Source organism: Agrobacterium sp. 22-226-1 (assembly GCF_053522345.1).
In genome coordinates this window covers 1-22,504 of the sequence record NZ_JBNWCP010000028.1, presented here as the reverse complement: position 1 = coordinate 22,504, position 22,504 = coordinate 1, and the positions used below count along the sequence as shown (strand labels likewise).

The 22,504-nt window shown below is 59.9% G+C and carries 18 protein-coding genes; 7 read left to right on the top strand and 11 right to left on the bottom strand.

The genetic code is table 11. The features are described 5' to 3' along the window. The first annotated feature begins 7 nt into the window (after positions 1-7). The 6 genes from ACQZ5K_RS26095 to ACQZ5K_RS26070 all read left to right on the top strand — a co-directional run bounded on the left by ACQZ5K_RS26095 (position 8) and on the right by ACQZ5K_RS26070 (position 7,974). Positions 8-1,117 carry an ABC transporter ATP-binding protein gene (locus tag ACQZ5K_RS26095; protein ID WP_448741940.1) on the top strand — a complete coding sequence of 370 codons (1,110 nt, stop codon included), beginning with the start codon at positions 8-10 and terminating at the stop codon, positions 1,115-1,117. Between the two features lie 19 nt (positions 1,118-1,136). Continuing rightward, a complete protein-coding gene (locus ACQZ5K_RS26090; protein WP_448741939.1) occupies positions 1,137-1,841 on the top strand; it encodes a DUF624 domain-containing protein in 705 nt (234 codons plus the stop codon). Between the two features lie 47 nt (positions 1,842-1,888). After that, a complete protein-coding gene (locus ACQZ5K_RS26085) occupies positions 1,889-3,169 on the top strand; it encodes an ABC transporter substrate-binding protein (RefSeq protein ID WP_448741938.1) in 1,281 nt (426 codons plus the stop codon). Between the two features lie 70 nt (positions 3,170-3,239). Continuing rightward, positions 3,240-5,105 (top strand): DUF2264 domain-containing protein, encoded by a 1,866-nt coding sequence (locus ACQZ5K_RS26080; RefSeq protein WP_448741937.1) that lies wholly within the window; start codon positions 3,240-3,242, stop codon positions 5,103-5,105. A 5-nt stretch (positions 5,106-5,110) separates the two neighbouring features. Next, positions 5,111-6,778, top strand: a complete 1,668-nt coding sequence (locus ACQZ5K_RS26075) for an acyltransferase (RefSeq protein WP_448741936.1) — start codon at positions 5,111-5,113, stop codon at positions 6,776-6,778. Positions 6,779-6,828: 50 nt separating this feature from the next. Then, a complete protein-coding gene (locus ACQZ5K_RS26070) occupies positions 6,829-7,974 on the top strand; it encodes an alpha-hydroxy acid oxidase (protein ID WP_003519654.1) in 1,146 nt (381 codons plus the stop codon). A gap of 39 nt (positions 7,975-8,013) precedes the next feature. Here ACQZ5K_RS26070 and ACQZ5K_RS26065 read toward each other — a convergent pair whose 3' ends face one another. Then, positions 8,014-8,358, bottom strand: coding sequence for a hypothetical protein (locus ACQZ5K_RS26065; RefSeq protein ID WP_448741935.1), 345 nt, complete (start codon positions 8,356-8,358; stop codon positions 8,014-8,016). A 195-nt stretch (positions 8,359-8,553) separates the two neighbouring features. On the opposite strand from ACQZ5K_RS26065, the gene ACQZ5K_RS26060 reads away from it, so the two are divergent. Next, positions 8,554-9,534 carry a GNAT family N-acetyltransferase gene (locus ACQZ5K_RS26060; protein ID WP_448741934.1) on the top strand — a complete coding sequence of 327 codons (981 nt, stop codon included), beginning with the start codon at positions 8,554-8,556 and terminating at the stop codon, positions 9,532-9,534. A gap of 37 nt (positions 9,535-9,571) precedes the next feature. On the opposite strand, the gene ACQZ5K_RS26055 is transcribed toward ACQZ5K_RS26060, so the two are convergent. The 10 genes from ACQZ5K_RS26055 to ACQZ5K_RS26010 all read right to left on the bottom strand — a co-directional run bounded on the left by ACQZ5K_RS26055 (position 9,572) and on the right by ACQZ5K_RS26010 (position 22,443). Continuing rightward, positions 9,572-11,074, bottom strand: a complete 1,503-nt coding sequence (locus ACQZ5K_RS26055) for an FGGY-family carbohydrate kinase (protein WP_448741933.1) — start codon at positions 11,072-11,074, stop codon at positions 9,572-9,574. Further along, positions 11,067-11,909, bottom strand: a complete 843-nt coding sequence (locus ACQZ5K_RS26050) for a class I fructose-bisphosphate aldolase (protein WP_448741946.1) — start codon at positions 11,907-11,909, stop codon at positions 11,067-11,069. The genes ACQZ5K_RS26055 and ACQZ5K_RS26050 overlap by 8 nt, the downstream gene beginning before the upstream one ends. A gap of 2 nt (positions 11,910-11,911) precedes the next feature. Beyond that, the gene (locus tag ACQZ5K_RS26045) at positions 11,912-13,636 is read right to left on the bottom strand and encodes a glycerol-3-phosphate dehydrogenase/oxidase (RefSeq protein ID WP_448741932.1); all 1,725 of its coding nucleotides are present in this window, start codon (positions 13,634-13,636) and stop codon (positions 11,912-11,914) included. A 117-nt stretch (positions 13,637-13,753) separates the two neighbouring features. After that, positions 13,754-14,752 carry an aldo/keto reductase gene (locus tag ACQZ5K_RS26040; protein WP_448741931.1) on the bottom strand — a complete coding sequence of 333 codons (999 nt, stop codon included), beginning with the start codon at positions 14,750-14,752 and terminating at the stop codon, positions 13,754-13,756. Then, positions 14,749-15,723 carry a sugar-binding transcriptional regulator gene (locus tag ACQZ5K_RS26035; RefSeq protein ID WP_448741930.1) on the bottom strand — a complete coding sequence of 325 codons (975 nt, stop codon included), beginning with the start codon at positions 15,721-15,723 and terminating at the stop codon, positions 14,749-14,751. Before ACQZ5K_RS26035 ends, ACQZ5K_RS26040 begins: the two co-directional genes overlap by 4 nt. A 41-nt stretch (positions 15,724-15,764) precedes the next feature. Further along, positions 15,765-16,766, bottom strand: coding sequence for an ABC transporter permease (locus ACQZ5K_RS26030; protein WP_035264951.1), 1,002 nt, complete (start codon positions 16,764-16,766; stop codon positions 15,765-15,767). Positions 16,767-16,778: 12 nt separating this feature from the next. Further along, on the bottom strand, positions 16,779-18,299 hold the full coding sequence (locus tag ACQZ5K_RS26025; RefSeq protein WP_448741929.1) for a sugar ABC transporter ATP-binding protein: 1,521 nt from the start codon (positions 18,297-18,299) through the stop codon (positions 16,779-16,781). A 66-nt stretch (positions 18,300-18,365) separates the two neighbouring features. Then, positions 18,366-19,379, bottom strand: a complete 1,014-nt coding sequence (locus ACQZ5K_RS26020) for a substrate-binding domain-containing protein (RefSeq protein ID WP_448741928.1) — start codon at positions 19,377-19,379, stop codon at positions 18,366-18,368. A gap of 318 nt (positions 19,380-19,697) precedes the next feature. Beyond that, entirely contained in the window at positions 19,698-21,308 is a 1,611-nt protein-coding gene (locus tag ACQZ5K_RS26015) for an ABC transporter ATP-binding protein (protein WP_175422170.1), read from the bottom strand. A gap of 1 nt (position 21,309) precedes the next feature. Next, positions 21,310-22,443, bottom strand: a complete 1,134-nt coding sequence (locus ACQZ5K_RS26010) for an ABC transporter permease (RefSeq protein WP_448741945.1) — start codon at positions 22,441-22,443, stop codon at positions 21,310-21,312. Positions 22,444-22,504: the final 61 nt, after the last annotated feature.

Here is a 22,504-nt window from a genome sequence, read left to right as displayed (position 1 = left end):
GGAACAGATGGCTAGCATTTCCCTGAAAAAACTCAACAAGACCTTCGGCGCGCTCAAGGTGGTTCACGATATCGATCTGGATATCGCCGACAAGGAATTCATCATTCTGGTCGGCCCTTCCGGATGCGGAAAATCCACGACGCTCAGGATGATCGCCGGGCTGGAGGAAATTTCCGGCGGCGAGTTGCGCATTGGCGAGGACGTGATGAACGATGTCCCCTCGAAGGATCGCGACATTGCCATGGTGTTCCAGAACTATGCGCTTTACCCGCATATGACGGTCTACAAAAACATGGCCTTCGGTCTGGAACTCAGAAAGGCGCCGCGCGATCTCATCGACACCAAGGTCAAGGATGCGGCGAAAATTCTCGATATTACCCATCTCTTGAACCGCAAGCCGAAAGCGCTCTCCGGCGGCCAGCGCCAGCGTGTCGCGCTCGGCCGGGCCATGGTGCGCAATCCGGAAGTCTTCCTGCTCGATGAGCCACTTTCCAATCTCGACGCCAAGCTGCGCGGCACCATGCGTTCGGAAATCTCCAAGCTGCACAAGCGGCTGGACGCCACCTTCATTTACGTTACCCACGATCAGGTGGAAGCCATGACCATGGCGGACCGCATCGTGGTGATGAAGGACGGCCATATCCAGCAGGTGGATACGCCGCAAAACCTCTACGACCGGCCGATCAACATGTTCGTTGCGGGTTTCATCGGCGCGCCGCAGATGAACATGCTGCCAGTCACGCTGCGCCGCGACGGCGACCGCTTCACCGCCCTGTTCGACGGCAATCCGCTGCCTCTGCCGGCGGGCATCGATACCGCACGCCTGCTCCCCCATGAAGGAAAGGATATCGTTCTCGGCATCCGCCCGGAAAATTTCCACGAATTCGCCCCGGCGGATATCGATGCCGCCAATGTCGTACCCTTCCGGGCAACGGTGGAACTGGCGGAGCCGATGGGATCGGAAGTGCATCTCAACCTCGTCTCCGGCGGCAGAAACCTCGTCGCACGCGTCTCACCGCGTTTCAGGGCTAAGATCGGCGATCCCGTCGACCTGGTGGCCGATCTGACGAATGCACAGCTTTTCGATCCCGCCACCGAGCGATCGATCCTTTATTGAGGCGCCGGGGAGAAACGCGATGCAATGGCTGGAAGGGTTATGGACAAAGGAAGGGGCCGGGATCGACAAGAACGCACCGCCGCTGACCGGCCTTGCCCTTTTCCTCGATATCATCAAGCGCGAATGGTGGGAGATGGTGAAGCTCAACCTCCTCTTCATCATCGCCAGCCTGCCGGTGGTGACGATGCCGGCGGCGATGCTGGCCATGGCCCGCATCTCTGTTTCCTTTGCAAATGACGAGAATACCTATCTGCTGCGCGACTTTCTCGAAGCCTTGCGGAAATTCGCCCTGCGCGGCACCGCGCTTGTGGTTTTAAGCGCGCTGCTGGTGAGCGCCGGTGCTTATGCGACTGTCAGCTATGCCGGTGCCGCCCGGCTTCAGCTCGTCTATAGCCTGCCTTTTGCGATCAGCCTGGCGGTCACGCTGTTTCTCATCCTCCTCAGCGCCTATGCCAGCGTTGTTCTGGCCAAGCGGGACCTGCCGCTTTCGGAAACCCTGCGGCAGGCGGCGTTTCTGGCGCTCACCAGGCCATTGCCGATGCTTGCGGCGCTGGGTTTCGTCGCAGCGCTCTGGCTCGCGCATGTCCTCTTTTATCCGGTGTCGGTGTTCATGCCGGCCACCATCAATTTTTCGCTCGGCATGTTTGCCCTCTGTTTCGCAGCGAAAAACGCTGCTGCGAAAACACGCGCGCGGATACCCGAACCGGCGGGGAGCGACGCTTAAGCAGACCAAAATCAAAACGACATCAGTCAGGGAAGGAGAAACGGGCTATGGAGTTTAAGACAACCAGACGTGCATTCGCTCTCGCAACCGCCGGTCTCGGCATTGCCATGGGCATGGGAGGAACGGCGTTCGCTGCGGGCGATGCGCCCGTTACGCTGAAATGGGCGCTGTGGGATCTGGACAAGGGCGCTTATTTCAAGCCCTTGATGGAGGCCTACAAGCAGAAGCATCCGAATGTGACGTTCGAAGTGGTGGACCTCGGCTCGCAGGACTATACGCAGATGATATCCACGCAGCTCACCGGCGGCTCCAAGGATATCGATGTCGTCACCATCAAGGATGTGCCCGGCTACGCCAATCTGGTACGCGCCGGCAACATCACCGATCTCAGCGGCTTCATCAAGGACCAGAAAATCGAGACGGCCCCCTATGGCGGCCTGATCGAGGAACTGACCATCGACGGCAAGATTTACGCTTTGCCGTTCCGCTCGGATTTCTGGGTGGTCTATTACAACAAGGATATTTTCGACAAGGCCGGCGTGCCTTACCCCACCAACGACATGAGCTGGGCGCAATTCGATGAGATCGCCGGCAAGCTGAAGGGCGGCATGGGCGCCAACCGCACCTATGGCGCGCTGCTGCACACCTGGCGTTCGACGGTGCAGCTGCCCGGTATTCAGGATGGCAAGCACACGCTGGTGGACGGTAATTATGAATTCCTCAAACCCTGGTATGAGCGTGCGCTTGCCCTGCAGAAGAGCGGCGCGATACCGTCCTATGCCTCGCTGAAAACATCGAACACCCATTATTCCGCTCTGTTTTTCAACGGAACGATCGGCATGCTGCCCATGGGCACATGGTTTGTCGGCACCCAGATCGCCAAGGTGAAATCCGGCGAGTCGAAAAGCCTCAATTGGGGCATCGTGAAGTTCCCCCATCCGGATGGTGTGGCGGCGGGCGCGACGGCCGCGCAGATTGCCGGATTGTCGGTCAATGCCAATTCCGGCCACAAGGAAGCGGCGCTGGACTTCATCCACTTCGTTACTGGGCCTGAGGGTGCGGCGACCATCGCCTCCACCGGCACTTTCCCTGCGCTCAGAACCGATGATGTGGCCGAGAAGATCGCGGCGCTGCCGGGCTTCCCGCAGGACCAGAACAGCAAGGACGCGCTGCAGGCCGGCAAGGCCTATCTGGAAATGGCGGTCAACCCGAATGCGGCCAAGATCGAAGTCGTCCTGAACCGCGTGCATGATGCGCTGATGACCGACAATATCTCCATCGATGACGGCATCAAGGACATGAATGACGGCGTCAAGGCCATCAAATAATTGCTACAGGGCCGCGGGCGATGAGCCCGCGGCCCTTTCCTTTGATCATGAATTCCGGACATTCGTCACCGTGCCTCACGAGACCGCCACAGCCAATCCGCTCTTTCACAATCCGCTTCTCGGCAGGGACGATCTCGCAAAGGCGGTGATCGATCTCTTCAACCCGCTGCTTGCCTGTTTTTCACCGGGCGGCGCGCGCGTCCGGCTCGGAGCAACGGGGGCGATTTTCGATTTTCCTGCGGCGGAACTGGAGGGTTTTGCCCGGCCATTATGGGGCATCGTTCCGCTTGCCGCCGGCGGTTATGACTTTCCTCACTGGGATCTCTACAGGCGTGGACTGGCCAATGGCGCGAACCCCGCCCACCCCGAATATTGGGGCGATACGGCTGATCGGCACCAGCGGCTGGTCGAACTGGCGGCGATAGGATTTGCGCTCGCCATGGTTCCCGAACATATCTGGGAGCCGCTTGCCGAAACGGACAGGCAGGCTGTCGCCGCCTATCTTCTGGCCGCCCGCGAGCGGGAATTCGTCGACAATAATTGGAAATTCTTCCGTGTCCTGATCGATCTCGGGCTTGAGCGGGTCGGCGTGGAGTTTGACCGGATCAAGACCCAAACCTATCTCGATGAACTCGAGGCTTTCGATATCGGCAACGGCTGGTATCGCGACGGGCCGGTGCGCCGGGTCGACCATTATATTCCCTTCGCCATGCATTTTTACGGCCTGATCTATACGGTGCTGGCGAAAGGCGACGACACGCGAAAGACACGCTTGCTCGAACGCTCCCGCATTTTCGCCCGTGACATACGCCACTGGTTCGGGCCCGACGGGGCCTCTCTCGCCTTCGGGCGCAGCCAGACCTACCGTTTTGCGGCGGGCGGTTTCTGGGGCGCTCTTGCCTTTTCCGGTCTGGAAGCGCTGCCGTGGCCGGAAATCAAGGGCTATTACATGCGCCATATCCGCTGGTGGTCGAAGCGGCCGATCGCGGACCGCGACGGCGTCCTGTCGGTCGGATATGGCTACCCAAATCTTCTGATGAGCGAGAGCTACAATTCTCTCTGCTCTCCCTATTGGGCGCTCAAATTTTTCCTGCCGCTGGCGCTGCCCGCCGATCACCCGTTCTGGGCCGCTGAAGAAGCCGAACCGCAGGAATTTGCCGAACCGGTTCCCCTCGCTGAGCCTGGCATGGTGGCCTTTCATACGCCGGGCAATATCGTGGTCCTGTCCTCCGGGCAGCAGCACGACAGGATGCGCGGCGCGCAGGAGAAATATTCGAAATTCGTCTATTCCACCCGTTATGCCTTCAATATCGAGGCGGATGACCGGCATTTCGCCGCCGCGAGTTTCGATGGCATGCTCGGCCTGTCCGACGACGGCGTGCACTTCCGCACCCGCGAGACAATGGAAGAGGCGTTGATCGCCAAAGACTGCCTCTATTCCCGCTGGCGGCCATGGGCGGATGTCGAGATCGAGACCTGGCTCGTGCCGCAAAACCCCTGGCACATAAGGCTGCACCGCATCCGCACCCCGCGCCCGCTGCAGACATCAGAAGGCGGATTTGCCATAGAACGCGCCGATTTCAACCGTGACCGCACCGAGGCGAGTGAAGGTCGCGCCGTCTGTTACGGACAGACTGACACCAGCCTCATCGCCGATCTTTCGGCTGGCATTCAGCGAGAAGGCGTGAGCCATCAGGCGATCGCCAATACCAACCTCATTCACGCCAGAACCCTCGTTCCGCAATTGCGCGCCACCATCGCCTCCGGCGAAACGCTGCTGGTGACGGCGGCCCTGGCACTGCCGGCCGGTAAAGAAGCAGGGGCCGCATTGGGTGTCTTCCCCGAAAGTCCCGATCTCTCCGGGCTGGAAGAGATGTTCAGGCGGGAGGGGCGGCGCGTTCCCGCCTATGCTCTCGATGAAAACCGCGCAGGCTGACGGAGATGACCGACGACACACCGGGTGTTTCCCAGAGACCGGATCGACTGAACATCCTGACCTGGGAGCGGAAGCAGGAGGATATCGACAGCCCCGACCATCAGACACGGCTGCGTGGCCTCCAGCGCTCTGCCAACGCCGTTTTCGGGCAGGGCGTCTACATTGCCGACAAGGCGGAGGTGCATACGGACAGGCTATTGATGGGTGCGCAGTCGTGGATCGCCGGTTATGCAATCGTGCGCGGCGATATCGAACTCGGTGAAAACGTCTCGATCAACCCCTATGCCTGTCTTTCCGGTAAGGTGACAATCGGCAATGGCGTCCGCATCGCCTCACATGTCAGCATCGTCGGCTTCAACCATGGCTTCGACGACATTAAAACTCCGATCTATCGCCAACCGCTGACCTCGCTCGGGATAGAGATCGGCGACGACGTCTGGATCGGCGCCAATGCGGTTGTGCTGGATGGCGTGAAGATAGGGCGCGGCGCAATTATTGCCGCAGGCGCGGTGGTGGCGAAGGACATTCCCGCCATGGCCATTGCAGGCGGCGTTCCCGCCCGGGTTCTGCGATATCGTGGAGAAAAAGCGGCCGCGCCGAGGCTGACGGAACCCGATGGCCTGCTGCAAGAACTCGGTAAGGAGATTGTCGACGACTGGCTTGCCGCCATCCGCTCCTATGGCGAGGATGGCATCTATCGTTCCGCCGATGCATCCGGACGTGAGGTCGAAAGCGTCAGGCATCTGTGCGATGCCATCGAGATTGCGGCAGCCTTTGGGCAGGAAAAGATCGCTTTCGATGCCGGAAAAACCGTGGCCAGTCTTCAGGCCCTGCAGGATCAGGAAACGGGGCTGTTTCTTAACCGTCACCGCCGCACCTCGACGCCTCCCGAGAACGACCCTGCCGTCCTCTATAATATTCTGGCTGTCGGATATGCGCTTGAATGTTTCGGTGCAGCGCCGAAACAGCCGATCGCTTTCGTGGAGCGTCTGCGCGCCGAAGAACTCATCCTCCTGCTGGAAGAATTGCCATGGCAAAGCCGGGCATGGCATTGCGGCGCCACCATAGACGCCATTGCCACCGCGCTTTATTTCAACAGGCGCTATTTCACATCTGGCGACAACCTCACTGTTCTCTTCGGCTGGCTGGCGATGAATGTGGATAAAACCACCGGGCTTTGGGGTGAGCCGACTGCCGCACAGGGCCTGCTGCAACCGGTCAACGGCTTTTACCGGCTTACCCGCGGCTCTTACGCACAGTTCGGCCTGCCGCTTCCCCATCCGGAAGCAGCTATTGACTCCGTTATCGCCAATTATCGTGCCTATGGCGGTTTCCATGGCGCGGATTTTAATGCCTGCAACCTGCTCGATACGATCCATCCGCTTCTTCTGTGCCTGAAACAGACGGATCACCGGCAGGACGAGGCGAAGGAAATCGCCCGCGAAATTCTGCGCCGAAACGAGGGACGCTGGCAAAGGAACAGGGGATTTGCCTTCGCCGAGGGGCATCCGGCCGGGCTGCAGGGCACGGAAATGTGGATGTCCGTTCTCTGGCTTTCGGCGAAGCTTCTCGATGCGGAACATCTCCTGCCGTTTCAACCTCGCGGCATCCATCGCTTCGAGCCTGCGGAAATCGTCCGTGGCCTGATTGCCCGCTATAAATCTCCGGTATAGGTTTCCGACACTCTTTTGAAAGCTTTCAAACCGGACCGGTCGAGTAAAAGATGCAACTCAAAGACTGCTATAATTTCCACGATTTTCGCCGCATGGCCAAACAGCGTCTGCCCGGACCGATCTTCAATTATATAGACGGCGCCGCCGATGACGAGGTGACGTATCGGCGAAACACGGCCGCCTTTGAAAAATGCGATCTCGTTCCCGATGTGCTGCGGGGCGTAGCGGATGTGGATATGTCGGTCACCGTCATGGGGCAGAAGCTGTCGATGCCGGTCTATTGTTCGCCGACGGCGCTGCAACGCCTCTTCCACCATCAGGGGGAACGGGCGGTTGCGGCAGCGGCGGGGAAATACGGTACGATGTTCGGCGTCTCCTCGCTCGGCACCACGAGCCTTGAAGAAGCGCGCCGGATCAGCGGCGGCCCGCAGGTCTATCAGTTCTATTTCCACAAGGACCGCGGCCTCAACCGCGATATGATGGCGCGCGCCAAGAGCGCCGGTGTCGAGACGATGATGCTGACGGTGGACAGTATTACCGGCGGCAACCGCGAGCGCGACAAGCGCACCGGCTTTGCCATTCCGTTCAAGCTCAATCTTTCCGGCATCGCGCAATTCGCCATCAAGCCGGCCTGGGGCATCAATTACCTGACGCATGAGCGCTTCAGCCTGCCGCAGCTCGACGACCACATTAAAATGGACGGCGGCGCTCTTTCCATCAGCCGCTATTTCACCGACATGCTCGACCCTTCGATGAACTGGGACGACGTGGCGCAGATGGTGCGCGAATGGGGCGGGCCGTTCTGCCTAAAAGGCATCATGTCGGTGGATGACGCCAGACGCGCCGTGGAGATCGGCTGCAGCGGCATCGTGCTTTCCAATCATGGCGGCCGCCAGCTGGATGGCTCCCGCAGCGCCTTCGATCAGCTGGCCGAGATCGTCGATGCGGTCGGCGACCGGATCGATGTGATGATGGATGGCGGCGTGCAGCGCGGCACCCATGTTCTGAAAGCACTGTCCCTCGGTGCAAAAGCCGTGGGGCTCGGCCGCTATTACCTTTTCCCCTTGGCTGCTGCCGGGCAACCGGGCGTCGAACGGGCGCTTGAGCTGATGCGTATCGAAATCGAGCGCGGCATGAAGCTGATGGGCTGCACCTCCGTCGATCAGCTCACACGCCGAAACCTTCGGTTCCGTTGAACAGGCGGGACGTTACAGAAGAACTGGGGCGGAGCGCCGTCACAACCGACCACTGAAACCGCATGCCGTTTCAGCCGCGTTTCGTCGCTGTTCCTGAAGCGCCATGCCGATGTTCCAGACGAGCGCCAGGCAAACGAGCCCGCAAAAACAGGCTGAAATCAGCGAGCGATGGCGCTTGGCTCCGGAGAGAAACATCCAACCGATAATTGCATAGACCGCAAGCGCCGGCACCGCGGCAATCAGAACGGATATGGGGCCATCGCAATCGACGGCCTCGACGCCGGTGGCGCGATACTCATTCGGAATTGCTACCAGACCGAGGACGGCCACGGGAAACATGGCAGCTAAAACCGCGTAGCGGAAAAATCGGGGCGTGTCGGGCATGCCTGCTCCATAGCCGGATAATCAACAGCCGCAACGGCGCAGGTAAAGTCCCGCCGTGCGATCTCAGCGAATATCCATCTTGCCGATAATATCGGTTTAGCCGCCATTGTTGGCGACCGGAAGAGCAGATTGCCCGCTTTTACTGAGAAAGCCAGCCTTTTACGCCGGGAGCAATCTTGGCAAGTCAGGCGGAATATGATTATGGTTGCACGATGCAACCATAATGGATTGAACGTGCCCCAACAGCCCTTCCCCATAAACGACATCCGTTCCACCTCCCGCCGGCTCGTCCGCGAACTCGGCTTCATGGGAGGAGACTTTGCCGGCACCGATCTGCCGCCCTCCGCCGTGCATGCCCTGATCGAGATCGAAGCATGCCCCGACATCACGGCGCGGGATCTGGGAAAACTTCTGCGACTTGAAAAATCGAGTGTCAGCCGCATGCTGCGCAAGCTCGTCCTGTCGGGCGATGTTCGCGAAGAAACGGATGAAGGGGACAGTCGCATCAAGCGGCTGCGTCTTACGGGTCAGGGACAAGAACAGGTGGGCGCCATTCATGGCTTCGCGAACCGGCAGGTCTCCGGCGCCCTGACGCAGCTTACGTCGGCGGATGCTCACACGATCCTCCAGGGGCTTCGTCTTTACGCCGATGCGCTGGGAGACAGGACCGATACAGTTGCTCCCTCCATAGAGATACTGGAGGGATACAGGCCCGGCATCATTGCCCGGATCACGCAGATGCATGCGCTGTACTACGCCCGGACATCCGGCTTCGGCCAGCGTTTCGAATCCGTCGTGGCCGAAGGCCTCGCCGCTTTTTGCAACCGGCTCGAAAGCCCGAAGAATACGATCTGGGTCGCAATGCGCGGACAGGAGATCATCGGCTCCGTCGCTATCGATGGCGAAGATCTCGGAGCGGATATTGCGCATCTGCGCTGGTTCATCGTTGATGACGGGGTGCGCGGTGGCGGTGTCGGACGCAGGCTGCTGGAAACCGCACTGGCCTTCGTCGATGAAAAAGGCTTTGCCGAAACCCATCTCTGGACATTCAACGGCCTCTTGGCCGCACGGCACCTTTACGAAGCCCATGGCTTCACATGCGTCGAGGAACATCCGGGCAGTCAGTGGGGAAGCGAGGTTCTGGAACAGCGCTTTGTCCGACCACCGTCGAAATGATCGTCTGCACGGAGCCCACCGCCGCAATCGCGGGTTCTTAGCTTCGCGTCAGGCGTAAGGCGCTCCAGAAGCCGCGCAACTGTGCCATCAACTCCGTATAGAGACTATAACGCCGCCCATAGTGCGAGACTTGCCCAGCATCCGGCCGATAAGCATTTGCAACCCGTGTCATCGCCGCAACCGCCTCCTCATAATCAGTATAAAGCCCAATCGCCACGGCCGCGCCAATGGCCGCGCCGAGCGCGCCCGTCTCGCGGGCCTCCGCGACACGCAGCGGAATTTCCAGAACATCCGCCATGATCTGCGGCCAATGCTGGCTGCGGGAACCGCCGCCGGACATCACGGCGCTTTCCACCGGCAGCCCAGCTTCGCGCAGGACGCCGATATGGCGGCGATGCTCGAAACACACCCCTTCGAACAGGGCCCGCAACATGTGACCTTCGCCGTGCCATCCCGCGAGGCCGTAAAAGCCGCCGCGAAATTCCGCACCCAGCCGCGAGCCGAAAATGAACGGATGGAAGAACGGATCGTCGGCGCGGGGTGAGACGGAGCCAACCAATTCGTTGCATCGTTCGAAGGCGTGGTCGCCATGATCGCCGCGAACGCGGTGCACGTACCATTCGAGGTTGGCGGCGGAGGTGGCGCTGGATTCGATATTGACATAGCGGTCACGGCCGAAGGTGGTGACCATGAAGACATCGGGACTGATGACCGGCCGGTCCGCGAAAACCTGATTGATGCTCCAGGTGCCGGCGATGATGGACGCTTCCCCGGCATTGATGACCCCCGACCCCATGGCGCTGGAGACCACATCGAAGAAACCGCCGATGACGGGCGTGCCTTCGGACAGCCCCGTCATCGCCGCAGCCTCGCCCGTCACATGGCCGACGATGTCAGCCGATTCCACGCGACGGGGGAAAAACGCGAACGCGTCCTCAAGACCGTAAAGTGACAGAAGCTCACGGTCGAGCCGCGCTTCCGGCAAGGCAAGCAGCCCCGCGCCGCTGAGATCGGAAATATCGTTGGCAAGGCACCCCGTCAGGCGGAAATTGACGAAATCCTTGCAGAACAGGACCGTACCGGTCCGGGCATAAAGATCGGGTGCATGTCGCTTTACCCAGGCCAGAAGGCTGGGTGTTTGCGCAGGCCATGGCCGCTGTAGGCAACGGGCCTGCAATTGTGCTCCGCTTTTCCGGTCAAGCTCGGCCGCCACATCGGCGGCACGGCTGTCGAGCGACTGGATGCCGATCAGAGGCTGTTGGCCCTTGTCCAGAAGGTAAAGACCGTTGCCGTGGCCGGCGCAGCCCACGGCCAGGATGCTGCGGGGATCGACGGACGATTTCACCAGAAGCTGGCGGATCGCCTCGCAGCCGTTCCGCCACAACTCCTCGAGATCGCGCTCGACATAGCGGGGCTCAGGGAATGTCGACTGTCCGTCGATGGCATGTTGCGCAACCTGCCGGCCTTCCGTGTCGAACAGCACGGCCTTGATGACCGTGTTGCCGACATCGAGACCCAATATGTGATTTTTATCAGCCACGATTATAGATATCCCATGCTTCCTCACCGCCCGCACCCTGATGGATGATGGCCATCAAAGCCGCAACGACGGCCTTGGGATTGTCGTGCTGGTAAATATTGCGCCCATAAACCATCCCGTTCGCACCTTCGGCCACAAGAGCCGCCGATTTCGTAAGCACGTTACGCAAGTCCTCACGCCCCCCGCCCCGCACCAGCACCGGGCACCGCGCGGCTTCGATCACCTTGTGAAAATCATGCGGATCGCTGGTCGGATCGGCCTTGATGATATCGGCTCCCATTTCCGAGGCAAGACGCACCAGCGTGACGATCTTTTCGGCGTCGCCATCCACCTGATAACCGCCGCGGACATCATTGGGCAGCATCACCAGCGGCTCGATCATCAGCGGCATGCCGAAACGATGGCAATCTGCCCGCACACGGCTTATGTTTTCGACGCATTGACGAAACAGCTCCGGCTCATCCGGCAGCATGAACAGGTTCACGACGACGCAGGCGGCGTCCATTTCCAGCGCACCGATGATCGGGTCCTGATGGTTCTGGAGCTGCGACCACATGGTTCTGTGGCGCGTGGAATTGTAAGGGTTACCCATGTCGATACGCATGACGAGGGCCGGCTTGTCACGCTCCGGCCTCTGCTGCAGCAGATCCGCCTGCCCATAGGCCATCTGTATGGCATCGGGACCGGCCTCGACCAGCCTGTCCACGGTCTGCGCCATATCCTCCAGCCCGATGAGGAAGCTCGGTTCGTTGCAAACCCCGTGATCGATGGCCACATCCAGGCAACCGCCATTGCGGAACAGCCGGTTCATGCGCGCCTTTTTCGAAATCCGCATCATCATGCATTCTCCTTGCATCTGTGTTGAAGCATTGCCGGCGTGACCCCATAAAAGGTCTCCAGCTCATGGATAAGCCGCTGCCGTTCCGCCGCCGCCTGGGTGGCCGACCAGCCAAGCTCGCGGGTCGCAACGGCGAGGATCGCGTCGGTCAGATCGGCATCGATGACGCCGGTGATGGCGAGCGTCGTGCGCCGCAGGACAAGATCGGTCAGGTGTCGGACATGTTCGAAGCGGATCAGCCAGACCACCTCCGCAGCCGTGATCGGCGATTTTTCTGAAAGCCGCACATCATCCGCACGGTCCCGGCAAAAACCCATCAGATCGAAGGCACGGGAGCCGTAAGCCAGAGCCAGATGCTCCGCCCGGTCTGCGGCAATCGAAAACTCCTCCGACAGCAAGGCGGGCAGGCTGCTGGCGCCGGTGGGAAAATTCCTGCCGCCGCCGATCGGGCGGTCCATGGTGCCGGTCAGCCGTCTGCGGCCAAGAAAGGCCAGAACCTCGTCGGTCACCTGTTCGCCGAAAGCCCTGAAAGTGGTCCACTTGCCGCCGATCATGCAGAGCTGCGGCGGATCGCCCGCGACGCGGTGGATGAAATGGCTGCGAGAAATTCTTCCGGTAAAGGCGGCATCGCTGCGCGGCAGCGGACGTATGCCGCTGAAACTGAAAACAATGTCGGAATGGGTAATGGCAATCTGCGGAAAGACCTGCCGGATCGCGTCCAGAATATAATCCCGTTCCTCGGGCTCGCAGCGCACCCGCTCGGGGCGATCCACCTTGATGTCGGTCGAGCCTGCGAGAACCCGGCCGAGATAGGGAAAGAGGATACAAACGCGATTATCGTCATTCTCGAAGAAGATCATATGGTCGTTCAGGGCCTTCAAAAGCGCCTCGTTGGCGATGATCAGATGCGATCCCTTGGTTCCGGAGACGGTCGGTTTTGCTGTCTCCGCCGCCGGGGGTGCAGCCAGCGCGCCAATCGTCTCGTCGATCCAGGCGCCGGTCGCATTGACGATGATCCTTGGGCGGATAGGCAGGGCTTCATCCACGCCCTCCAGTCGAAGACGATACTCGTCACCGAGACGGACAAGCTCCGCATAGTTGAGCGCAATGCTTTGCGGCGCATCGGCACGGGTGTCGATCAGAAGTTCCAGAGCCAGCCGTTCGGGCTGGCTGATCCACGCATCGTAATAGGTGGCCGAATATCTGATCTCCGGTGTCAAATCCGGCCAATGCTGCAAAGTCCCGGGCGCACCGCGAAAGGCGTGACGGGGCAGGATGCGGTTTTTGCGGGTGACGAAATCATAGAGCAATAGACCCGCCTTGATGGCGAGCGCGCCCCGGCTTGCGGGTTTTCCACCGGAACCGGCAAAGGTTGCCGCCGCATTGAACAGGCCGCTGAAAGTCGAAAAGATCGGGATCGTGGTCGGCAGCGGATGAACCATATGCGGCGCGAGCCTGAGAAGCGCATCCCGCTCCCGCAAAGACTCTGCCACGAGGCCGAATTCACCGTTTTCGAGATAACGCAGGCCGCCATGGATCATGCGCGAGGGTGCCGCGCTGCAACCGGAGGAGAAATCGTTGCGCTCCACCAGCAGCACCCGCAGCCCCTGCAAGGCGAGATCGCGATAGGCGGCAATTCCGTTGATGCCGCCGCCGATAACGATGGCATCGAAATCACCATCGAGCCGGATGCGGCGCAAAGCGTCCTCGCGAAAACTGGGCATAGAAGTACCGTTCGCTGGCTGATGACCAGCGTCCCAATGTTGTTGACCGTTTAAAGCGACGTGAGAGACGGGACGAAAATGATGCGCTGTTCGCCTGAAGTCCCGTCTCCTACATAATCAGCTATCGAGCCCCACAAGATGCTCCGCGACACCGGCGCTGATGAGTGCCAGCTCATTCTGCGTAAGGCGAAGACGTGCCGCTGCGGCGTTTTCAACCGCCTGAGCCGGATCGCGCGCGCCGCAGAGCGAGAATGTTATGCCCGGCTGTGCAATCGTCCAGGCGATCACCACCTGCGCGACCGAAGCCCCGTGGGCGACCGCCACCGGTTCCAGCACGCCCATCAACCGCGCAATCTTTTGACGGTTCGCCTGGCTGAAGCGCGGGTTGCCGTGGCGCTGGTCGTCGTCCGCAAAGACCCGTTCAGGCCCGACCTTGCCCGAGAGAAGACCGAGCGCCAGCGATGAATAGCTGAGGACCGAGACATCATTCTTTCGGCAAAGCGGCAGCAGCGTCGTCTCGATATCGCGCTTCACCATGGAATATTCTTCCTGAATGGCATCCAGCGCGCCGGTGGCGATATAGGCTTCGAGATCGCCGGGTGAGACGTTGCTTGCCCCGATGGAGCGGATTTTCCCCTCTTCCTTCAGCCGCACCAGAGCCTCGACCGTTTCGGCAATCGGCGTCGTGGCGTCCTGCCAATGGGTCACGTAATGATCGATATAGTCGGTTCCGAGCCGTTTCAGGCTCTCTTCGACCTCATGCCGGATGGAAGCGGCACCGAGGTAACGGTGAACGGGCTTGCCATCCTGATGGAAGAAATAGGCACCCTCATTCACATGCCAGACGAGCCCGCATTTGCTGACCAGCACCACCCTATCGCGCCTCCCGGCAATGGCCTTGCCGACGATGGTTTCCGCAAGCCCCATGCCATAGGCCGGTGCGGTGTCGATCAGGGAAATGCCGGCATCGATGGAGGCCTGGATGGCGGCAATGGATTGCCGCTCGTCGGTGCCGCCCCACATCCAGCCGCCGATGGCCCAGGTGCCAAGCCCCACGGCGGATGCGTTAATGCCGCTTCTGCCAATCGTCCGGGTGAATATTGCATTGTCCGTCACGAGGTCTCCCCTCCTTCATGATCCAATAAATAGCCGGCTATCGCCTCATCAACGACGAGCGAGGTCAGATAGCGGCCGGCAAGCGTGGCCGCCACCGGTCCGGCCTTGATGGCGCCCGCCGCCACACCGATGATATTCGGGCACCGGGCAAGCTGCCCGGGGTCCAGCGCCACCACGCGCGAGTTGAGATCGATGCGCGCCAGCTGTCCGTCCGCCATGGTGAGATGGGCGAGAAACTCGCCGGCAATCCCCGCATCCACCAGCGCCTGCCCGCCGCGGGCCGCATCCGGCAGAAGATCGTAATAGCCGGAGCCCGGAGCCTCCACGGAGCCGATACCGACCAGCGCCACCTGCGCCTGTCGGGCCAGATCGAAGACTTCGCGTATCGATGCGACATTCATCAGCAGATCGCGCTGTTCCTCATCCTCGGCAAACAGCGGCGCATGAACGAGCGATGCGCTGCCGCCGAGTTTCTCCGCCAGTTGCGTGGCGAGATGATTGACATCCGTATAGTGCTTGCCCTGCACACCGCCGGTCAGCGGCACCACCCGCACATCGAAACGACGCTCCGCCTCCAGATTGTCGACAACGGCACTCACCGCCTTGCCGCCGGTAATCGCGATCACATCGCCGTCACGAATGGTCTCCAGCAAGTGGTTGGCAGCCACGCGACCCACCATCTGCAAGGCGGTTTCCGGATTATCGGAGACCGTCGGCGTCACCACCGACTGCCTGAGGCCGAAACGGCGGGTGATCTCGTTTTCGAGGTCCACCAGCCTCTGATAGGGACTGGCGATGGTGATCTTCACCATGCCCGCCTTGCGGCCGGCCGCAATCATGCGGTTTACCTTGGTATGGGAAAGATTGACCCGCTCGGCGATTTCCGACTGCTTCACACCCTCGATGAAATGCAGCACCAGGACGGAATACATCTGTCTCTGTTGATCGAAATCGTCCTTGATATCCAGCATGGTCGTCTTTCTCCAGTTACCCTCGGGCGAGCGAAGGGCGTTCAACGGCGGCGCCTGACCAGATAGTGGTCGAACAGGACCGCAGTCAGCAATATGCTGCCCCTGATGATGTCCTGCCAGTAGACAGACACATTGAGCAAGGCAAGCGAACTGGAAACCACCGAAAGAAGGATCGCCCCAAGGATCGCGCCGAGAATGGTGCCCGAGCCGCCCGAAAGGCTCGCGCCGCCGATGACCGCCGCCGCAATCACGTTAAGTTCCATGCCGACGCCGAAGCTGGGCTGGGCAGAGCCGAAGCGGGCCATGTAGATAACGCCTGCAACGCCGCACAGCATCGAACAAAGCGTGGTTGTGGCAAACACCACCCGGCCGACGCGGATACCGGAATAGGCCGCGGCCTTCGGATTGCTGCCGGTATAGAACACCTTGCGGAAGGCGGTCGTTCGCCGCAGCAGCAGATCGAAAGCAACTACCACCACCGCGAAGATGATCAGCACCAGCGGAATGCCGCCAAGCGCGCCCTGACCGATGAACTTGAATTCCGGCGGCAGGGAATAGAGGCCGAGCGGGCGCCCACCCGTCGCCAGCAGGCACACACCGCGCGCAATCACCATGACGCCCAGCGACACGATGAAATGATGCAGACCGATCACCGTCGTCAGGAATCCCATGGCCATGCCGATCAAGGTCGTAAGGCAGATCGCCAGCCCCGCCGCCACCCATGGGTCGACGCCGTTGAGGAACAGCCAGCCAGCCGCCACCATCGCAAGTGCGGTGACGGAGCCGACCGAAAGGTCGATACCGCCAGAGATCAGCAGGATCGTCATGCCCACCACGACGATGCTTTCGATGGCGAAGACCATGGCCATGGCCCGCAGATTGTCCACGGTCAGGAAATACGGAGATATGAAGGACATCACCGCAAAAAGCGCGAGGATGATGACGATCAGCCCGGTTTCCCGCGCCTTGAGCGCCGGCTCCCACCAGGCAGTGCGGCGAACCGCCGTCTCAGCTATGCCCGAAGGTGTTTCCGATGTTGCCATTTTCCCGCTCCCTCAGGCCCTTTCCGGGCTATGCAAAATGTTGATCGATGCGAGCTGCATGATCTTTTCCTCCGTCATGTCGTCGCCCTCGACCTCACCCGTAATCCGACCTTCGCGTACGACCAGCACGCGGTCGCTGACGCCGATCAGTTCCGGCAGTTCCGAGGATATGACGACCACACCGACCCCCTCACGCGCCAGTTCCCTGATCTGCCGATGGATTTCCGCCTTCGCCCCCACATCCACCCCGCGTGTCGGTTCATCCAGAAAGATAACCTCCGGCTCCACCGACAGCATCTTCGCCAGCGCCACCTTCTGCTGGTTGCCGCCGCTCAGCGTCGATACCGCATCGCCGACGCTGTTCGCCCGAAGTTTCAGGCGGCGTCCCAGCTCATCGGCGCGCTTCGTTTCCTTGCGCCGTTCGATGAAGCCCATGCCGTTCGATACCCTGCCGATATCGAGCGCGGAGACATTCGAGGCGATGGACATATTGAGGAAAAGCCCGTCCCCCTTGCGATCCTCGGACAGATAGACCAGCCCCTCGCGGATGCTGTCGCGATAATCCTTGAGCCTCAGCGTCCGGCCGCGCAGCGTAACCTCGCCTCTCGGCTTACCCTCCAGCCGGCAAACGGCGCGGGCGATCTCGCTTCTTCCCGCACCGATCAGCCCGGCAAGCCCCAGGATTTCGCCGCGGTGCAGATCGAAATTGACATCGAAAACCCGCTTTCCTTCATTCAGGCCCCGAACCGAGAGAATGACGTCGTCCGATTTTTCATCGTCCGAAAGTTTTGGCGGATAGAGCTTGTCGAGAACCCGTCCCACCATGCTGTTGACGACCTCCTCGGGGGAAATATCGGCAATATTCTCCGTCCTGATATGGCAGCCGTCGCGCATAACCGTGATGCGGTCGCAATGTTCGAAAATCTCGGCCATACGATGCGAGATATAGATGATGGCGATGCCTCGTTCCGCCAGCCGGTGCATGATCCTGAAAAGCGTCTGCGCTTCGGTTTCGGTCAAAGCCGCCGTCGGCTCGTCGAGGATCAGGATACGGCAATCGAGTGTCAGCGCCTTTGCGATTTCGACGATCTGCTGTTGCGAAATCGACAGGTCGCCGGCCCGGCGGCTGGGATCGATATCACCGATTTCCCGCAGCACAATTGCCGCCCGCTTTTCGAGATCGCGATAGTTCATGAACCAGGAGCGGCTCTGACCCGTCTGCGACATAAACATGTTCTCGGCGACCGAAATCTCCGGGCAGAGCGCGATTTCCTGATGCACGAAACCGATGCCGAGCCGGTTCGCCGCATTGGGCGAGGATATCTTGACCGGTTGGCCATCCAGCACGATTTCCCCGCCATCCGGCTGCAGAATACCGTCGATGATATGCATCAGCGTCGACTTGCCGGCGCCGTTTTCACCCGCCAGCGCATGGATCTCGCCGCGTCGCAACTCAAGCGCCGCATTGCGCAGCGCCCGCACGGGGCCGAACGCCTTGTGAATATTCGTCATGCTGAGGATGACCTCACCCATAACGCCCTCCCGAACCTGCTTCCCCTTGTGGCCGGCGAGAAACCTCGCCGGGTCCAGAGCGACGCGTCAGCGCCCCTTCATATAGTCGTTGAGATCGAAGGAAGCGGCGTTCGCCTTGGTGATGACAGCGAAACCATTGTCCATCGAAGGAACCTGCATCGGATTGAAGCCGGAAACCTTGTAGTCGTTGAACGGGTCGATCAGGTCCGAATGGGCGCCCAGAAACGTGTTCATGAAACCCATGAAGCCCTGAACACCCTGATTGGGATTGATGGACATGTAGATATTGCCCTGCTTGATATGTTCCAGCGTTGCAGGTGTGATATCCGCATGCAGGATCAGGACCTTCTTTTTTGCCTCGAGAACGGCGGTGGTCGCGCCTTCAGCCGAACCGGCCTCGGGTATCCATAGTGCTCCGAGATTTGGATTGGCCTGCAGCAGGGCGCCAACCGCCTGATAGGCGACATTCGCATCCTGATTGGTCGCCTGGCGGCCGACGAGCTTCATCTGCGGATAGGTGCGCCCCATATAGTCGATGAGGGCGGTGACGCGCAGATCGTGGTTGCTCTGTCCGGGATTTTCCAGAACGGCATATTCGCCTTTTTCGCCGAGTTTCTTGACGATTTCATCGGCCGCGAATTTCGCCTCGGCGACATTGTCAGAGGTGATGTAGGCGGTACGCTTCGACTTCGGAGAATCCGCCGCAAAAGTCGTCACCGAAACGCCCGAGCCGATCGCCTTGTTGATCGGTTCAATAAATGGATCGGCCTGCATCGGGTGCAGCAGGATGCCCTTCGGCTTCTTCACCAGCTCCTGCTCGAAAGATGCGATCTGCTTGGTGATGTCATATTCCGGGGTGCCGGTGAAAACGGCCTCGCAGCCGAGCGCCTTTGCGGCCTGCTTGAACCCCTCGAAGACCGGCACCCAATAGGGGTGGCTGGAAACCATGACGTTCATCACATAGGTCTCACCCGGCTCGCAGGCAAATTTGCCCGCAGCGGCGGCCTGCGAACCGGCACCAGCGGCAATCGCCACGGCTAAAACACCCGCGGCAGCGGTCGATTTCAGAAAAGCCAACATATTCCCCTCCCAAGGACAATGACTTAGTCCGCAATAAATTTTATTCGATGTAATTTATTGCATGTGAATTGGGATAGCCGGAAACCGAGCGGCCGTCAATGCCGTTTGAATTTTATTTTTCTATGTGAAATTTATTGCAATACGGCGGCCATCGCTTGCCGCTGCGCTGACATGCGCACGAAAAGCTAGTCAGAGCAGTATCCTGAGCGACGGACGGATTCGGAGGGAAATAGGAGCAACTAGCCCTGGCTCCATAACGTTGCCGCTCTTTTGAAGTGATTCAGGGCCAGAGAAGGCCTGCCGCGGCCGTGCGATAATCTATGGTGCCGCTTCCACCGAGAAAGCAGATTTGATGAGTGTTTCAGTATATTCAGCCGTCGGACTGCTGAATATGGTATCCGTTTCTCCTTCCTCCACAATCTTCCCGTTTCTCATGACGATGACGTAATCCGAAATCGCCTTGATGACAGAAAGGTCGTGGCTGATGAAGATGTAAGAAAGGCCATGCGTCTTCTGCAAATCCCGCAGCAGGTCGATAACCTGTCCCTGAACGGATCGGTCCAGTGCGGATGTCGGTTCGTCGAGAACGACGACATCCGGTTTGAGGATGATCGCGCGGGCGATTGCGATACGCTGACGTTGTCCGCCCGAGAACTCGTGAGGGTAACGGTTGCGAGCGGCGGGATCGAGACCGACTTCTTTCAGTGCTTCTATTGCCCGCTTGTCCCGTTCCGCTCGGCTCAGTCGTTGCTCATGCACAAACAGGCCTTCCGTGATGATCTCTCCGACCGTCTGTCTTGGCGAAAGCGAGCCATAGGGGTCCTGGAACACAAGCTGCAGACGCCGCCGCAATGGCCGCATTGCCTTCCGATCAAGTCCGGTAATTTCCCTCCCGTCGAAGAAAATGCGGCCATCTGCCACGATTAGACGCAGAAGCGCACGACCGAGCGTGGACTTGCCTGATCCGGATTCACCGACGATGCCTATGGTCTGTCCCTGGTGAAGGTTGACATTGACGCCGTCGACGGCTCGAAACCTGCGAGACTTCGACAAGAAGCCACCGGGAATTGTATAATCGATCGTCACGCCCTGGCCGGAGAGGACGACCGGCGCCTCTGCACTAATGGCCGGCTTGTGCCCGCTGGGCTCGGCATCGAGAAGCATCCTGGTGTAATCCGCCTGCGGGCGATCGAAGATATCTTCCGTCGTACCGGACTCGACAATCTCCCCACGGCGCATGACGGCCACACGATTGGCAAAATGGCGGACCACGCCGAGATCGTGCGTGATCAGGACGATGGCCATGCCGAAGCGTTGTTGCAACGACTTCAGAAGGTCGAGGATCTGCGCCTGGATCGTCACGTCAAGCGCGGTGGTCGGCTCATCCGCAATCAGAATGTCCGGTTCATTCGCGAGAGCCATGGCGATCATGACGCGCTGGCGCTGGCCACCGGAAAGTTCGTGGGGATAGCTGTCTATGCGCCGCTCCGGATCGGGAATTCCCACGAGCTTCAGCAGTTCGAGAACGCGGGCGCGCGCCTCTTTTTTGCTGCCGCCCCTGTGGTGGAGGATCGGTTCGGCGATTTGCGCGCCGATCCTGTAGAGAGGATCGAGCGAGGTCATCGGCTCCTGGAAAATCATGGTGATTTTCGCACCCCGGATATTGTTCAGCTCGCCGACCGGCAGACCGATCAGCTCCCGTCCGCGATATTTTGCCGAGCCCTCAATAGCGCCGTTGGATGCTAGCAACCCCATGATGCCCATCATGGTCTGGCTTTTGCCGGAACCGGATTCTCCGACGACGGCAAGCGTTTCGCCCTGCTTGACGTCAAGATCGATGCCCTTGACGGCCTTCACCGTGCCGTCCGGCGTTGCGAAATCGACCTTGAGATTACGGACGGTGAGGATGGTTTCAGATGTCGTATTCATGTCAACGATCCTTGGGATCGAGTGCATCACGCAACCCGTCACCCACAAAATTGAGCGAAAACAGGGTCAGTACGAAAAAGATCGCCGGAAATATCAGTAGCCAGGGGGCCGATTGGATATTGTTGGCACCTTCGGAAATCAGCGCACCCCAGCTCGTAAGCGGCGCCTGCACGCCAAGACCGAGGAAGGAGAGGAAGCTTTCCAGAAGAATGACTTTGGGCACGACAACCGTGACGAACACGACGACGGGCCCGATCGTATTCGGGATGATGTGACGGCGGATGATCTGCCAGTCGCTCAAACCCAAAGCCTGTGCGGCGCCCACAAATTCCCGCCGTTTCAGGGCAAGCGTCTGACCGCGGACGATACGCGCCATATCCAGCCATTCCACCGCACCGATGACCAGGAAGATCAGGATGAAGCTGCGGCCGAAAAAGACCACCAGAACGACCACCAGAAAGACAAAGGGCAGCGAATAGAGGATTTCGACGAAACGCATCATCACATTGTCGACACGCCCCCCGATATATCCCGCAGTTGCGCCGTAAAGAACGCCGATTCCGAGCGAAACCAGGCTGGCGAGAACACCAACGGCGATTGAGATTTGTCCCCCCAGCATCACGCGAGCCAGCATGTCGCGACCGTTCGAATCCGTGCCGAAGAGGAAGTATTCGCGGTTTACGTCGCCTTCCAGCTTCAGTGTTCGCCCCTCATCTTCGGTGGCGACGACCTTCGTGTTTTCGAATTCGTTGGCGCGATCGAAATAGCGTGTCGTGCGCGGGTCAATCGGGCTGCTGGAGGTGACGGTTGCCGTGAAGGTTTGTCCTTCGACGGAGAATTCCTTCAGCTCCACGCGCGCCCGGCTGGCAACGCCCTCCATCACGCCCTGAAGGTTGTTCACATCCGGGCGTGGCTCAAGGCTTGGAGCGACGGAGACATAGGACGAAAACACCTGATCGTAGGTATGTGTGAGGAAATGCGGACCGATGAATGAGAAAAGCGTAATCAGCAGGAGCATGATGGAGCCCGCCATGGCAGCTTTGTTTCGTCGGAAACGCAGCGCAGCCAGTTGGAACAGGCTTCGGCTTTTCACCAATTGTTGGTTTCCACGCAGAACTGAGCCGGTTAGGCGCATAATTTCCATTGAGAATTGAGCCATGTGAACCTTCCCCCCAACGCGGTGAGCGACGGGGGCA